Source organism: Lentisphaera profundi (assembly GCF_028728065.1).
In the GTDB taxonomy this organism is placed as follows: Bacteria; Verrucomicrobiota; Lentisphaeria; order Lentisphaerales; family Lentisphaeraceae; genus Lentisphaera; species Lentisphaera profundi.
The window spans coordinates 812,841-827,915 of sequence record NZ_CP117811.1 but is presented as its reverse complement, the minus strand read 5'-3'; the positions used below and the strand labels follow the sequence as shown (position 1 = coordinate 827,915).

Here is a 15,075-nt window from a genome sequence, read left to right as displayed (position 1 = left end):
GCTTAGTTCTTTTTAGCTCGTGTAGCTCAGTGAAGTTCGACTTTCAACCGGGAGTCGACTTCTCTTCATACAAAAACTTTTCCTTTGTTGCTAGCGTAAAAAGCAAAAGCTTAAATAGGCAACGACTCGAGAAGTCGCTTATAGACGGCCTTGAAAGAAAGGACTTAGTATTTAAACCCAAGGCATCTGCTGGTGATCCAGCAGACCTTGTCATTAAACCACGTTATCAAATAGTGACCAACGAACGTATGGTTACAGCTCGCGGTGGTATGTATCATCGTAGTTACTATGCGGGCACGGACTTCTATTTTGTTGAGAGCCAAGAACGTTACTTCGTTCTTGAATTTGTCGATTCAAAGAAAAATGAGGTCATCTGGCAATCAACTGCCTATGGCTTCAATGCTATAACTTTCTCCCAAGAAAAATTTGACCAGATTATTGGTGAAATGCTCCTGAATTTCCCCCCTAATCTCTCTGCAAAATAATTTTAGCTCATGCCTGAACTTCCCGAAGTAGAAACTGTTAAAAATGCCCTTGCCCCACATTTGCAAGGAAAAATAATTAAAGCCTGTCATTTTTTTACTGCAGGCTTACGCCAAAAACTGGACGAAGAATTATTTAACAATGCTTTCATTGGTACAAAAATCATCCGCTTAAAGCGAAGATCAAAATACCTGATTTTCGAACTCGATAATAACAAATGGATACTTTCCCATTTAGGCATGACTGGTAGTTGGCGCCTATGCCCAAGTACTGAAGCCAGGAAAAAACACGAACACATCAGTGTGTTATTGGGTGATGGCACTCAAGATCTTCGTTACTGTGATCCCAGACGCTTTGGTGAATTTCGAATGATTACTGCTCCTTTAAATAAAGATGATGATCCTCAAGCTTTAGCGCATTTAGGCCCTGAACCTTTTGATGACGCGTTCAATCAAGCTTACTTATGGAATCTATCTCGGAATAAAACTAAAGCGGTCAAAGGCTTTATCATGGATCCAAAAACAGTTTGTGGTATTGGCAATATATATGCAAGCGAAACTCTATTTAGATGCGGTATATCTCCTTTGCGAAAAACGCAAAAACTCACAAAAAAAGACTGCCATAATTTAATTAGCCATAGCCAAGAAGTTCTGCAACAAGCCATTGCTGCAGGAGGTACCACTATCATTGATTTCCAGGCTCCAGATGGCAGTGAAGGCTGGTTCCACCAACAACTCAATGTCTATGGCCGTAATGGCAAAAAATGTACTACATGTGATAAAGTAATCAAAAGAGTAGTACAAACTGGACGTTCAAGCTTCTATTGCCCTGGTTGTCAAAAATGAGTAATCATTTCACAGAGATGCTTCCTGCTCTTAGTCTTTGTTTTTTAGAGCTTACTTTTCTTGCCGTATTAATCATTTCGATGCATTCCTTGCGAAAAGTCATCGGACTTACTTCTTATTATATGGTGGTAAGTTTCATTCTCGTTTTTGCTCAACTCATTAATGCTGCGGACATCAGCCTATCTTATGAGTTCTTAGATATTCAAATGAATGTATCTTCTGCATTATTACTCACGACATTCATGACCTCACTACTCATTACTTATACCTTAGATGGACCCATTGCAGCTCAACGTTTGACAGTCGCTGCAGTAGTTGTTTCAGGAAGTTTTTATCTCCTCAATACCATTAGCCAAACACAAACTCAATGGTTTGGCTTTATTGTTGACACTGACAAGCGTCAGTTTTATTTTGACTTTTTTGAGAAAATTCGAATTAATACCGCGGCTTCACTAGGAGCTATTATTGCTGATTTATTAGTTTTACCTGTGGTTTTTCAAATTTTTAAAAATCGTAATTTCGGAACTTATTTTAGTGTGGTAATTTCTTTCCTCTTAACACAAGTAGTAGACACCTATGTTTACAGTCTAATTTCTAATTATCACTCGGACCAATTCTGGCTCAAAATGAATCAGCTTTTCATATCTAGAGCTTTCATCATTATATGGCTTAGTGTCATCGTTACTATTTATCTAAGACTCAATGAATACGGTAAAAAGGAAGATGAAGAGCGTAACCCAATGGATTTCTTAAGAGCGGTGTTAAGTACATATTCTTACGGAAACTTAATTACTCAACACTCACGAGATTGGGAAGGACGCTTTGCGTTATTTGTTGAAAATAGCCCCGACCTAATCTTTTTGGTAAATTCCAAAGGCTTCCCTACTGATGTTAATAAAAGGCTTATAACTAGAACAGGGCACCCTTTTAATCAACTCCAAGAAACTCATATGAATGAGACACTTTTAGATAGAGACCGATGCTCAGATGATGCCTTCGAAGATATTTTAGAAAAGCGCTTATCTTTTGAAGATATCTGGCAAGGCACTAAAAACATGCCTGACATGCGAGATTTTAACTTTGAGGCTATCATAAAAACAAGTGAAAACGAATTCATTTCTGTCGATTTTATTGCCTCTATTTTATATGCAGGTAAAACTAAACTCATCTTAATGACAGGGCGTGAAACTACTAGCCGTCATAAATTAACTCACCAGAGGGATCAATTAACTAATCAAGTCTCTCACCTTCAGAGGCTTGAATCTGTAGGACGATTAGCTGGTGGTGTTGCCCACGACTTCAATAATTTACTGCACTCTATCCAAGGCTCTCTTGATTCTTTTGACAATAAGTCAACTGCGAGTGAAAAAGAACGTGTCGTCGGTAATATCCGCTATGCCGTTGGACGTGCGTCCGACCTAACTTCTAAATTATTAAGTTTTGCTAAGAAAGGTAATTTCGAACTTAAAAAACTTAAGATTGAAGATGTCCTCAATTCTAGCTGGGAATTATTTAAGCCTAGCTGTGCTCAAAAAATTAAAATCAAATTACTTAATGCTCCTGATCCCATTTATATTCGTGGTGACCGCACACAACTTGAGCAAATGATTTTGAATTTACTCATTAATGCTCGTGATGCACTAGAAGATCAGGCCTCCGCAAAAATAACAATTCGATGTGAAATAGCTTACGAAGATATGCCCGGATGGGAACATGCCGCCGATGAATTAAGAGCTGATAACTACTGTTGTGTCAGAGTCAAAGACAATGGTACCGGCATCCCACAAGAAGTTATTGAACAAGTTTTCGAGCCTTTTTTCACTACCAAACCTATTGGTAAAGGGACAGGTATGGGACTCTCTATGGTTTATGGTACTGCCGCAAGCCACAATGGCTGGTTACACCTTAAAAGCGAAGTGGATAAAGGGACTGAATTCTTTATTTTCCTCCCCTTATACAATGCCCCGAGTCAAGAAAATATAACACGATACGATATGGATATAGAAAATGTTCAGACCTTGCATAGACCTTCATAATGGCCAAGTAAAACAAATTGTCGGAGGAACTCTTGATGATTCAGAAGCTCCTGATACTAATTTTGTTTCAGAAAACAATTCTGCGTATTACGCAAAGCTCTACAAAGCCGATCAATTGCTAGGTGGTCATGTCATCAAGCTTGGCCCTGGTAATGATGAAGCTGCAAAAGCGGCCTTAAATACTTGGTCTGGTGGTTTACAAATTGGTGGAGGCATCAACGACCAAAATGCTTCTTACTGGCTAGATCAAGGTGCTTCACATTTGATTGTAACTTCACATGTTTTTTCCAATGGGAAATTTGATCAAAGCAAACTCGATACTTTAGTGAAAATCACAGGTAAAGACAAGCTTATCCTTGACCTATCTTGCCGTATAAAAGATGACAAATACTGGATTGTTACTGACCGCTGGACAAAATTCACTGAAACCGAACTCAATGAAGAAAGCTTAGATTTCTTTTCTCAATACTGTGATGAATTCCTCATCCATGCGGTAGATGTAGAAGGCATGTGCAAGGGCGTAGACATGTCCCTAGTCAAGCTTTTAGCTGATAAATCCCCCTTGATTTCAACTTATGCGGGGGGCGCAAAATCTATGCACGATCTTGAGCAAATCACTCAAATAAGTAACAACCGAGTTCATTTGACCATTGGCAGTGCCTTAGATATTTTTGGAGGCACGCAAATCAAATATAATGATGCAGTAAACTTTAATAAAAGCTATGAGCCGACTTCATAAATTCCAGCATCATTTATGCCCTGACTTTTTGGCGGAACTCGCAAAAACGGGCTTATTAATTTTAGGCGACCCTGAAAAACATAGTTTTGAATGTAAAGAAGCGGATCAGAAGATTTTCACTCTTCGTTTGCCAGCATTTTACCCGACTCCAAAAAAACAAGAACCCCTCTGGTCATACCTTGAAGAGCATACTTTAAGTTTAGACATTCCTAAATACATTGTTTTACTCATGGAGAGTGGACGCGCCGCTATCGGTATTTTTGAAGATGGCAAAGTTCTTGAGCATAAAAACATACGAAAATACATGGTTCGAAAGAAGCAGGGGAAATCTCAACTCAACCATCTGAAAACAAAAGGTAAATCACGTTATGGCTCTAGACTCCGCTTACGTGAATCTGAAGCTTTTTTTGATGAGATTATTGAACGCCTATCAACTGATACATATAGTCAATGCAAGCAATTAATCTATCATTGTCCCGTACGTTTAAAATCCTGTTTATATGATGCCGCCGAAGAATTGAAATTTGATGTAAATCAGTTTACTTGGACCCGCTTAGGTGTCGATATCAAAGACTGTGGCTTTGAAGAGATGAAACGTCTAAGCCAAGAAATCTACTTTTGCCGTTTGACTGTCGAAGAGACTACAGTCAAACTCCCTGAGATCCCCGAATATCAAAAGTTAGTACTCTAATTACCATTTTTCGGAATTTTTATAACCAGATTCTGGTATATAACCTTCTTGATAATCCAACCTGAACGTCTCTTCAATACATGCACGTAAACGTACCCAACGAAAAACCTCTTTGTAAAAGGGGTAAATGGGGGCATACCATAGCATCCACCATTCTTCGTGTTTTCTTTCACTAAAACTAACTGATACCAAGATCGAGAAAAAGCTGATAATTGAATATAAACAATAAGCAAAACAATACGCAAACAGAAAAAATTTCCAATCATTTATTAACATGTAAATGATATAGAAAGGGTAAATTAAAGTGGCCACATAAAATATCAAAAATTCTTGGCCCAACTCAATAAAATGATTAAAACCAAATTTCCAAAAACGAAAAATATTCGCGTGTTTATGAAAGTATGTTCGAATCGATCCCTTGTCCCAACGAACTCGCTGGCTAACAAGAGTTTTTAAATCTGCTGGCACGGATGTCATGGCCACGGCATGTGGTGAGAATGTTATTTTCCAACCATTTTTAATTACTTTTAAAGTTAAGTCTGCATCTTCCGCTAATTCGGGGTCCCAACCTCCAAAGTCCAATAATGCTTTTTTGCGGAAGGAACCAAAGGCGCCTGAGGCCTGTGTAGTAGCTCCAATCATACTTGTCCAACGTTTCCATAAACCAATGGAGATCATGTATTCAAGAGCCTGAAAGTCGGCCCAAATACTCTCTCCAGCATTTCGTGCTTTTAAATTACCTGCAACCCCTCCGACTTCAGGATCATAAAAGGGGCCTACCATGCGCTCGATAGTATCACGATCATAACTCGTATCGGCATCGACACTAATGATAAATTCACCTGTAGACATTTTTAGGCCTAAGTTTGAGGCCACGGGCCTGCCTGTACGGCCCATTTGACTTTCATTCTTAAAGAGGCGGATAAGACCTTTCTTTGCATAGGGCAGACAAACGCTGTACATATTATCATCACTTGCATCATCTATGACAATAATTTCTTTGTTTTCATAGGGAAGTTCTAAAAGAGAATCTATTGTCCGTCCAATGATCGCTTCCTCATTACGTCCCGCAACAATAATACTGACTCGAGGATTACTTCGTAAAAACTCTTTTTGCAAAAATTTATTTTCTCCACGCAAACCAAAGGCCCTCATTATAGGAAGTACAAAAATTGGAATTATATAACGAGGTCCCTCGATCAGAGCTACAAAAGGAAAGAAAAAAAGTACCCAATCAAAAGCTTCTCTAGTCTGAAATTGCTGTGTAATGTAAAACCATACATCAACAAATAGAAAACTGATTGAGTCCATCATTGTTTAAAAATAACCCTTCCAGTTTTACCTGGAAACAAGCCTTCTGGTAAATTATCTGTCACTAAATCTACAGTGAAATAATAGCGATCTTCAGGAACGAGACGACGCCCCCTTAATTCTCTTGGTGAATGAGTTATTACTTTATTAATCCGTAATATTTTAGTTTCAAATTTTTTATCAAAAATTTTAACAATTGCACGGGAACTTGGCTTAAGCCTATCCATGTAGCGTTCTTCTACATAAACCCTAAGTTCCATTACCTCAGGACGATAAAGAGTAATTAATTGACTTCCTTCAGTTAATGAATCTCCCGTCGTAATATGATTCTGCAGGACTCGTCCATTTATCGGCGAGTAGATTTCTAAGGCCCTACTCTTACCATTTGCGTAGCTCGTATATTCTTTGAGTTTACTTTCTAAGAAAGTCCGCTTTTTTATCTGACTTTCAACATCTTTATTATATTCTGCTAAGTATTGTTCTTTGTCATTACCCAAAAGTTCCGTTCTATGTTTCAGATGTTTAATAATGTTTTCGTAATAATCGATTCTATTATTGACTTCACTTAAATCACTTTTAGATGTCAAAGCTTCTTTTTGGAATTTTTTATACTGATTAATATTAATAATTTCTAATTTATAAAGTTTAGCCGCGCCAGTAAGCTCTGAGTCACTAATTTTATATAGCTCATCCTGAGTTATTTTTTTAGCCTTAAGAGTGACCGTTTCTAAACGAGCGGCTTCAATTTCTTTATCTACATCTCTGAGTTTCTGTAAAAACTTAATACTTTCCCGTATATTAGATGTTTTAAGGCGTTCAATTTCTTCGTCAATACTAAGTAGTTTTTCCTGAATAGAGGAAATTTCTTGATCGAGAGTCAGAACATCAGAAACATGTAAACCAATAACGGCTATCTTTTCCCCTTCTTTAATATCTTCAAATTCTCGTATTTTAATCATGCTTTCAACGACTCCTTTACCAGGACTCTCAAGAGTGATTTGATTTGAATCTACAATAACTAAACCGTCAATCCTGATAAAAGCTTGATAGTAGTAATAAATTGCAAAAAATAGTAATACACTAATAATTGCGAGCACACGAACTTTTTTCCACAATTTACTTTTCGCGTAATTTTTAGAGGCCGGCATCACGTATGGTGATGCTGCCTTATGCTTAGTTCGTAAGTTCATCTGTACCTGTCTTAGTTTTATTAGTTCTTTCTTTATAAAGAACATTAATTTTTTTTATTTCAAAATCATGTATTAATACATTTTTCTTTGCTTTGCTATAGTCAGTTGAATAGAGATTTATCTTTTGAGTTATCTCAGGTGGAATATAAATAGACTTTATACCTTGAGGGAGAAATAGGTGTAGCTCTTGATTTTCCCCTAGGTACTCCAAACATAAATCCAAAGCCGCTTTAATCTCACTTTCTTTTTTAAAAACAAGCCCAACTTTATCGAAATAGGCTCTCGAATCATCTTGTAAATCAATCAGTTTTTTCATTTTACTTTCTAAAGATGAATCATTATAAAACGTCGGTATAAACCCACCCTTCTTTTCAAGAGTTTTCTTATACACATATTGAATCTCTAATTCATTCTCCGTCATATCTTTTGTTTCTAGAATTAAATAAAACCGCTCAAAATCTTTAAGTGATTTTATTTTGTTTTTAAAGATATGTAAATCATTATTCAGGTCGCTAAACTTCGCGGCATGAAAAACCCTTACTTCATCTCTACTTGAGTCAGCAAACCATTTAGGGTACATGTGAAAGTCACCAACCTCTCTTAATAAGTCCAAATGACTCTGAGTTCCCTCCGCACTTACATCTCTTTCTTCTAATTGACCATTGAGGTATTCTAAATGAACTTCGTCCAAATCATCCATTTCTTTTTTTGAATAATTCCCTAGCTTGTTCAGAGCTACTTGGCGTCGAATTTTATCATACATATTTAAAAGGTTATGCTGAAATTGCGTATGATAACTCTTAAAACCTTTGATTTTTCTATAAAGCTCCGTAATCTTTATTTTTGAATTTTTTTGTGAAAGATCATGTTGGTAACGAAGTGATTTTACACGATTTGTCCATTGGCGATTATAGGATAACTGTAATTCTTCCGAACGTAATGGCACCATCGTATTGGCTGAAACACTGACAAAATCATCCATAACTTTATCCCAATGATGTATCCCAAATCCATAATTCACTTGTAGATTTAAATAATCTCTGCGATATACAGGGTGTCCCATATCTCTTTCAGCAGCTGCCTGCATAATCTGAAAATACAGCTGTCGTTGATAGGCATTATTAAGATCAGAGTGATTTAATAAATCAAATAATGACCTCAGTTCTACAGGAGGTATAATCTGGGAGAGTAAGGCTAAATTAAGTTCTTGATTATCTGGCATATCCAAACTGAGACGAATGCGGTCTCTAGCAGCCAGTAGTTCGGTATCCTCCAAGACGAGTTGACGTTCATAAAAAGCTTTCTGATCTTTAAAAAAATCTACTTTGGAACGTGCATCTAGTGTAATATTTTCCATCTTGGTATATTTTTTCATACTCTTATCACAAGTATTTATAATGGTTTCTAATATTTGAATTTTAGATCTTTTATGTATGATTTTATGTAAATTACTTAATGTTCTAAACATTTCATCATTTGCGGCTTGGTAGAATACTTGTATAGCTTCTTCGTAACGCCAGTGTTTATAATCACTAAATGACTCCCTGAATTTCCGATTCGGAATCACAGTAAAGTTAAGACCTGTAGTAATCCTCATGAAATCATTTAAACTACTGTAATCACCTGCACTCTGCTCTTCCTCTTCAGTAGCCAAATTACTAGCTCCTGTGTATGATGCTCCGACGACTAGGTCTGGTCCTTTATTGTATCTTTCTAGAAAATATTCTGCCAAAACCGTCAAAGCTTCATGTTTAGCCACTTTGATTTGTGGAGACCTCTGACTCACGACTCTCAACAAGTCTTTAAGTGAGCTATAAGAGGCCGTTTCATATTCTTTTAATTCACTCAATTTCAATGCATAATAGGCTTTTCCAGTATAAGTATCCGCAACTTCTAAAGCCAGCTTCACTTGATTTTCATCTGCTTTAGTTTTTTTACCTTCCAAATTAGCTAAATAAAGCTCTCTTTGAGTCTGGCTTTCATCGGTAAAAACAAACTGGTTCTCATCGACCCAGCGTGGTCCAGAGCCATTCTTTATTAAAGTCTTAGTCAAGCCCGAATTTAAATCAAGTTTTTCAATATTATTGGATTTCTCTACTACATTATACAATAAAACTTGCTTATCTTTGTTATAGGCAGGAAAACTTTTATTTCCCGGACTGGAACTTATAAATTTAATTGCAGTAATTTTGGCTGTACTTTGGGGCTCGGAGGGCTCGGAGGGCTCGGAGGTACTTTGGGGGCTTGCTAAGGGTTCAAGCTGAATGTATACTTTGGCAATTTGGTAAACACCTTCATGTTTTAAAGCTATAAAGTCCTCTATATCCTGCTCTGCTTTATAAACCAATTGCTCAACCTGCCACTCCTCATTTCTACGATCCCATAAATCTAGAATAATGAGCTCTTTTTCTTTTACTATCGATATTAGTTGTTGAACATCCTCTACTCCTTCCCACCTATTGAGCTTCCCCTCTTCTAAATAATAGTACTTTTGACCTCTAGAAGTATTAATATTTGTCAAGGCTTGCTTCCAGCCCTCAGACTCAATATCGAGCTCTGTTTTTACATTACTACGATCTGAATTAAAATTTTGTTGACATGAGGTAAATGCCAACAAGATAGAAATGAAGAGAAGGCTAAGCCTAATTCTCACAAAACCCTCCCTCTTTAAACTTAGATCGATCACTCACACTTGTCTGTAAAAATAAATCGAATTGCTTATTTGCATCAAGTTCTAGCTCAAAATCAAAAGTAGATCCAACTAATGAATGCTTTCTAATTTCTTGGAAGTTATCTAATAAAATCTTAAATGCTTTTATGTGATCTTTACTGCGTCCTCGACTCGCTACGATAATAAAAGACCCTTTCCATTCTGATAAGAAAAAACTAGGTTTAATTAAAGTTTTTGTATAATCTATGAACTCTCTATTTTCTGGACCAGAAATAATACATGCGGTCAAATGATCTCCACATTCTTGAGCAATTTGACGTTGCTGATCCAATAAAAATATTAAAAAATCATAGGTATATAGTTCCGTAGCTTTATTTTTAATGAGGTCTTCAACACTCGTCTCTTTCAAACTACCTTTTTCAATTGCTTGATATGCTTTTGCCGTCAGTTGATAAGAGTAAATTTCTTTTAACTCCATTTTTTCGAGATCACTTTGCTCACCGCAACTTATACATAAAGACTTTGTTTGATGTTCATCAAAAATGTGTTCACAAGTATAGCAGAAAAAAGATTGTGTGGGTTTCTCATAATCTAAACCTATATGGCGCATTACTTGCTCACATTTAGGACAATGAAGCTCAGCATAACTGTGTACCTTAAACTCATCTTCTAGTCCCACATATCCACAACTAAAGTGATGATAGAGTCTTTTTTGTTTCCAATCAAGAGATGAACAATCAGGGCATACCTCTCGTAAATTAATGTGCCATGAACTACATTTATCACATAGAAAAAGTCGATCATTAATGATTTTTCGTAAAAAACCTCTTTCTCTTAATTCATCTAATAATAAGAAGCCATCAACTGCTATCCCCTCACATTTCTGAATGAAATCAGTATAGCTATAGGCACAATCAGAATTTATATCTCGCGAAGGTTTTATATTTTCGCCACCTTGCGCATAGTAACTCAAAGCTTTTAACACTAACTCTTCTGTTTTTTGATCTATCAACATAATCTCACTCTTATACCCCTAATATATTCAAATAATATACTAAGTAATTCTCAGATTAAAAAATTTAAATCATTTTATATCTTATAAAACATGGTTCTATTATAATAATAACAGAATTTATCTATAAACAAAGCAAGTACTTATCATGCATATTATCAAAGCATTTATCACTATAGTTTTATTTCTTCACCTATTCTCATGTAGTAGCTACAACAACACTCTTCGAGTAGGTACATCTGCTAATTACTCTCCCTTAGCTTTCAAAGATAAGAGTGGACAACATACTGGTTTAGAAATTGATTATGCTCTTGCTTTAGGTAAAGAACTAAATAGAGAAGTCGAGTTCGTCGAAATACCCTTTGATGAATTAATTAATGCCTTAAATGAAAATAAAATTGATATTATCATGTCGGGAATGACCTCTAATAACAACCGTAGTTTCAAAGTCAAATTTTTACCTCCCTACATACAAACGCGGATTATGATCCTAATTAAAAAGGATAAAGAAAACTCCATTAACCCCTCCTTAAAAGAAGTTAGTTCAGAGCTTAAAATTGGCTATGTAGAAGGCTCTGTTTTTGGTGAGCTCGTCAAAAATGATTTTCCCGAGAACCCTAATCTTCCATTTGAAGGCTTAGATCAAGCTATTAGTGCTCTTCAATCTGGAGAAATAGATGTTTTTCTTCATGAAAGCCCCGGCATCGTCAAGTATGCACAAAGCCATAAAGAACTCATTAAAATGACTTGGGGTACTGAAAGTGACGCTTTAGCATGGGCAGTAGATTATGGGAATGGGAAACTGTATAATCAAGTTTTAGATATCTATCAGAAGTGGAAAATAAACGGCACTTTAAAACAGATCCGTAATAAATGGGTTCCGGACTACTAAAGAAGCTTAACTTTTTGTCGCTTAGCTAAATTTAGTAAAAATTGCTCTGCTTCTTTTAATGCCGCGAGTCCTTGCTTTTTAATTTGCGGTATTTTTCGACTCATTCTAAAGAGGCCATCCGCACCTTCTAAATAGAATAAGCCTTTTTTAATTTCTGCTGAATAAAACCCAAGTGCAGTAGCCAGAAATTTTATTTTTTGGCTACTAATATACGCTATAACTTCTTCAGTGAAGGCTCCAAAGCGATCTTTGAGTTCCGTTTCTAAATTCATTACTTCTTGATAAGTCGTCATTGTGGAAAAGCGCTTATACATTTCGAGTCGAGTATCATCAGATTCTATATAAGTAGGAGGTAAAGCCACCGAAATCGCTCCCTCTACAGCCTGAAAACCATTATGAATAAAGTCGGCATTAAATGATGCCGTTGTCAGTTGCTTCACAGTACCCTTCAAGTCGGCCACTGATTTTTTCAATAACTGGCAGTAAAGCTCAAAACCTACAGCCGCAATATGACCACTTTGTTGCGAACCCAGCATATTGCCTGCACCACGAATTTCTAAATCACGCATGGCTAATTTAAAGCCCGCGCCTGGGTGTGTATGTTTGCGAAGTGCGCTAAGACGCTCTTTGGCATTATCCATAATTGCTTCGTCCGCCGGCATCAGTAAATAACAATAAGCTTGACGATGCTCTCGGCCCACACGGCCACGTAATTGATATAATGAAGATAGGCCGAAACGGTCCGCACGATCAATTATCATTGTATTCGCATTGCGTATATCCATACCAGATTCAATAATTGTTGTGCACACTAGTATCTGTGCGTCACCATCAGTAAACTCATTCATTACCATCTCGAGTTCTTCTTCATCCATCTGCCCATGGCCCACTAAAATACCTGCTTCTGGAAACATTCTTTTTAACTTGAGAGCGACTTTATCAATGGTACCGACTCGATTATGAAGATAATAAACTTGACCACCCCGCTCAAGCTCACGGCTAATGGCCATTTCAATTAATTCATCATTCTCTTTACTGACGATTGTTCTCACTGGCTTACGATTGTGTGGTGCTGTTAGAATTGTCGAAAAATCGCGTAGCCCAGTCATTGATAGATAAAGAGTACGGGGAATGGGAGTGGCTGACATAGATAAAATATCTACATTAACTCTCATGCGTTTCAAAGACTCCTTACTCTCGACTCCAAAACGCTGCTCTTCATCAATAACCAGCAAGCCTAACTTTTTAAATATGATATCTTTTTGTAACAAACGGTGGGTACCAATAACTATGTCGACCTCACCATTCGCCATTGCGATGAGCACTTTCTTCTGCTCTTTTTTACTAATGAATCGACTTAAGGTCGCTATTTTAATCGGATAGTCAGCCATCCGTTTTGAGAATGAATGAAAGTGCTGCTGGGCCAAAACGGTTGTCGGGACAATAATCGCTACCTGATAGGAATCCATAACAGCCTTAAAGGCGGCTCTCATTGCAACTTCTGTCTTACCAAAACCAACATCACCACAGAGCAAGCGATCCATTGGCTTGGGTTTTTCCATATCTGCTTTCACTTCTTCAATCGAAGTCAATTGGTCCGGTGTTTCCTCAAAAGGAAAACTTTCTTCAAAGAGGTTTTGCCAATGAGTATCTTTCGAAAAGATGGTGCCTCGACTATGCTCTCGTGCTGCTTGTAATCGCAATAATTCAGCCGCGTAATCCCGTGCTGAATCCTTTGCTTTATCCAAGGATTTCTGCCAAAAACTCGTTCCTAAGCGCGCTAACTTAGGCATGGATTTTTTTCCTCCGATATAGCGCATCAATAAATTCGATGAATCTAAGGCGAGAAACAATTTCCGATCCTCCGCAAATTCTAATAGGAGGAATTCCTGACCATTTTTTATCTCTATTCCCAAGTAGCGACAAATCCCATGATTCGCGTGAACAGCAAAATCCCCTTCATTTAATTCAGGCTCATATTCTAAATTTTTCTGGAGTTGTGATGAATAAGAAACATCTTTAAGATCTTCTATGGGTCGACCAAATAACTCTTGCTCACTTAAAAAGGCACATTTGATTTCAGGAATAATGAAACCGTAGTGCAATGATTGCGGATAGAGCTTTAAATTATCCCCTTGCTTATCATCAAAAACTTCTTCTAAGCGCTGCTTGCCTGCTTCACTTCCACAGAGAATGTGCACTTGCCATGATTTATCCAACCACGATTTCACTCTATCAAGTAAAAACTTCTGATGTGCCTGCTGAATCGTGCGCTCGACTTCAGGCAATGAGTTGCGATATATAGGTGCTAAAGCAACTAAAGGAAAATCTTTTATCCCACTCTCAGGGTCCTGATCAATATTTGTATGAATAGACAAAGAAGTCTTTAACTCTCCCCAAAAATCTTGTTTCGCTTGGCTTTGGAAGCGCTGTAGATGCTTTTCTATTGCGACGTCATTAACAATAATCAGTTCATAATCACGGCAGTAATCTAAAAAACCACGATCTTCCAAGCCCGTTTTTTCAACGGGACTAATTTGATAAGATTTCATTTCTGCAATTGATTTCTGAGAGTCTACATCAAAAAGTCGAAGTGATTCAATTTCATTATCAAAAAACTCGATTCGTACAGGTAATTTTTGATCGGGAGAAAATACATCCAGTATCCCTCCTCGTAAGCTAAACTCTCCGGGCAAGCTCACTTGAACTTCATTATCAAAACCCATTTTGGTAAATAATTCACAAAGAATTTCAGGGGAAAATGCTTCTGATTTTAGAGCTATCTCAACACTTTGTGAATTCAGCTTATCAGGAGGAACTACCGCACTTAGTAATGACGCAACGGAAGAAAGTAACAAAGTTTTTTCAGCTATACTTTCGAGCATACTATTTAATGTTCGAGAGCGCTCTAAGTCAATATCGTATTCGACTTGATCTGAATTGAGTTCAGGATAATGGAGTAGTTTAATATCACTTAATTGAGCTAATGACTGATATTTTTTAAGTTCATTTAATATTGATTCCGCCTGTGCAGAAGTTTCAAAAACACAGATCGCATGATCGACATTTTTGATTTGACTCATGATCGCTAAACTCGTTAGCTCAAGATCTGCAATTTTAAGTGATTGACTTGGTGATATATGATTGAGAACTTTTTCAAAATCTGCAGTAAAGGAATCAAACATAATCATCTCCAATCGTTTAT

At 37.0% G+C, this 15,075-nt stretch carries 11 protein-coding genes; 6 read left to right on the top strand and 5 right to left on the bottom strand.

The window, feature by feature from the left end; genetic code table 11:
• The first annotated feature begins 29 nt into the window (after nucleotides 1-29).
• The 5 genes from PQO03_RS03465 to PQO03_RS03445 are packed head-to-tail and all read left to right on the top strand — an operon-like array spanning nucleotide 30 to nucleotide 4,794.
• Nucleotides 30-485 carry a DUF4136 domain-containing protein gene (locus tag PQO03_RS03465; RefSeq protein WP_274151151.1) on the top strand — a complete coding sequence of 152 codons (456 nt, stop codon included), beginning with the start codon at nucleotides 30-32 and terminating at the stop codon, nucleotides 483-485.
• 9 nt (nucleotides 486-494) lie between these two features.
• Nucleotides 495-1,328: a bifunctional DNA-formamidopyrimidine glycosylase/DNA-(apurinic or apyrimidinic site) lyase gene (mutM, locus tag PQO03_RS03460; RefSeq protein ID WP_274151150.1), complete on the top strand. Its 834-nt coding sequence runs from the start codon at nucleotides 495-497 to the stop codon at nucleotides 1,326-1,328.
• Complete coding sequence (locus PQO03_RS03455) at nucleotides 1,325-3,364, top strand: sensor histidine kinase (RefSeq protein WP_274151148.1); 2,040 nt, start codon at nucleotides 1,325-1,327, stop codon at nucleotides 3,362-3,364. The genes mutM and PQO03_RS03455 overlap by 4 nt, the downstream gene beginning before the upstream one ends.
• On the top strand, nucleotides 3,336-4,103 hold the full coding sequence (gene hisA, locus PQO03_RS03450; protein WP_274151146.1) for a phosphoribosylformimino-5-aminoimidazole carboxamide ribotide isomerase: 768 nt from the start codon (nucleotides 3,336-3,338) through the stop codon (nucleotides 4,101-4,103). The genes PQO03_RS03455 and hisA overlap by 29 nt, the downstream gene beginning before the upstream one ends.
• Nucleotides 4,087-4,794: a hypothetical protein gene (locus tag PQO03_RS03445; protein WP_274151144.1), complete on the top strand. Its 708-nt coding sequence runs from the start codon at nucleotides 4,087-4,089 to the stop codon at nucleotides 4,792-4,794. The genes hisA and PQO03_RS03445 overlap by 17 nt, the downstream gene beginning before the upstream one ends.
• On the opposite strand, the gene PQO03_RS03440 is transcribed toward PQO03_RS03445, so the two are convergent.
• From PQO03_RS03440 to PQO03_RS03425, 4 genes are all read right to left on the bottom strand, one after another.
• The gene (locus PQO03_RS03440; protein ID WP_274151142.1) at nucleotides 4,795-6,108 is read right to left on the bottom strand and encodes a glycosyltransferase family 2 protein; all 1,314 of its coding nucleotides are present in this window, start codon (nucleotides 6,106-6,108) and stop codon (nucleotides 4,795-4,797) included.
• Nucleotides 6,105-7,202, bottom strand: a complete 1,098-nt coding sequence (locus tag PQO03_RS03435) for an HlyD family secretion protein (protein WP_274151140.1) — start codon at nucleotides 7,200-7,202, stop codon at nucleotides 6,105-6,107. Before PQO03_RS03435 ends, PQO03_RS03440 begins: the two co-directional genes overlap by 4 nt.
• Before the next feature lie 76 nt (nucleotides 7,203-7,278).
• Entirely contained in the window at nucleotides 7,279-9,948 is a 2,670-nt protein-coding gene (locus tag PQO03_RS03430) for a TolB-like translocation protein (protein ID WP_274151138.1), read from the bottom strand.
• Nucleotides 9,938-10,981: a TackOD1 domain-containing metal-binding protein gene (locus PQO03_RS03425; protein ID WP_274151136.1), complete on the bottom strand. Its 1,044-nt coding sequence runs from the start codon at nucleotides 10,979-10,981 to the stop codon at nucleotides 9,938-9,940. The genes PQO03_RS03430 and PQO03_RS03425 overlap by 11 nt, the downstream gene beginning before the upstream one ends.
• A 145-nt stretch (nucleotides 10,982-11,126) precedes the next feature.
• On the opposite strand from PQO03_RS03425, the gene PQO03_RS03420 reads away from it, so the two are divergent.
• Nucleotides 11,127-11,870, top strand: a complete 744-nt coding sequence (locus PQO03_RS03420; RefSeq protein WP_274151134.1) for a substrate-binding periplasmic protein — start codon at nucleotides 11,127-11,129, stop codon at nucleotides 11,868-11,870.
• Here the strand turns inward: PQO03_RS03420 and mfd are convergent.
• Nucleotides 11,867-15,055, bottom strand: coding sequence for a transcription-repair coupling factor (mfd, locus tag PQO03_RS03415; RefSeq protein WP_274151132.1), 3,189 nt, complete (start codon nucleotides 15,053-15,055; stop codon nucleotides 11,867-11,869). The two genes, PQO03_RS03420 and mfd, sit on opposite strands and share 4 nt — an antisense overlap.
• Between the last annotated feature and the right edge of the window lie 20 nt (nucleotides 15,056-15,075).

Excerpts from the sequence above, each read along its gene's own strand:
- hisA (WP_274151146.1), top strand. The coding sequence starts at position 3,336 with ATGTTCAGACCTTGCATAGACCTTCATAATGGCCAAGTAAAACAAATT.
- PQO03_RS03420 (WP_274151134.1), top strand. The coding sequence starts at position 11,127 with ATGCATATTATCAAAGCATTTATCACTATAGTTTTATTTCTTCACCTA.
- PQO03_RS03440 (WP_274151142.1), bottom strand. The coding sequence starts at position 6,108 with ATGATGGACTCAATCAGTTTTCTATTTGTTGATGTATGGTTTTACATT.
- PQO03_RS03445 (WP_274151144.1), top strand. The coding sequence starts at position 4,087 with ATGAGCCGACTTCATAAATTCCAGCATCATTTATGCCCTGACTTTTTG.
- PQO03_RS03455 (WP_274151148.1), top strand. The coding sequence starts at position 1,325 with ATGAGTAATCATTTCACAGAGATGCTTCCTGCTCTTAGTCTTTGTTTT.
- PQO03_RS03425 (WP_274151136.1), bottom strand. The coding sequence starts at position 10,981 with ATGTTGATAGATCAAAAAACAGAAGAGTTAGTGTTAAAAGCTTTGAGT.
- mutM (WP_274151150.1), top strand. The coding sequence starts at position 495 with ATGCCTGAACTTCCCGAAGTAGAAACTGTTAAAAATGCCCTTGCCCCA.
- mfd (WP_274151132.1), bottom strand. The coding sequence starts at position 15,055 with ATGTTTGATTCCTTTACTGCAGATTTTGAAAAAGTTCTCAATCATATA.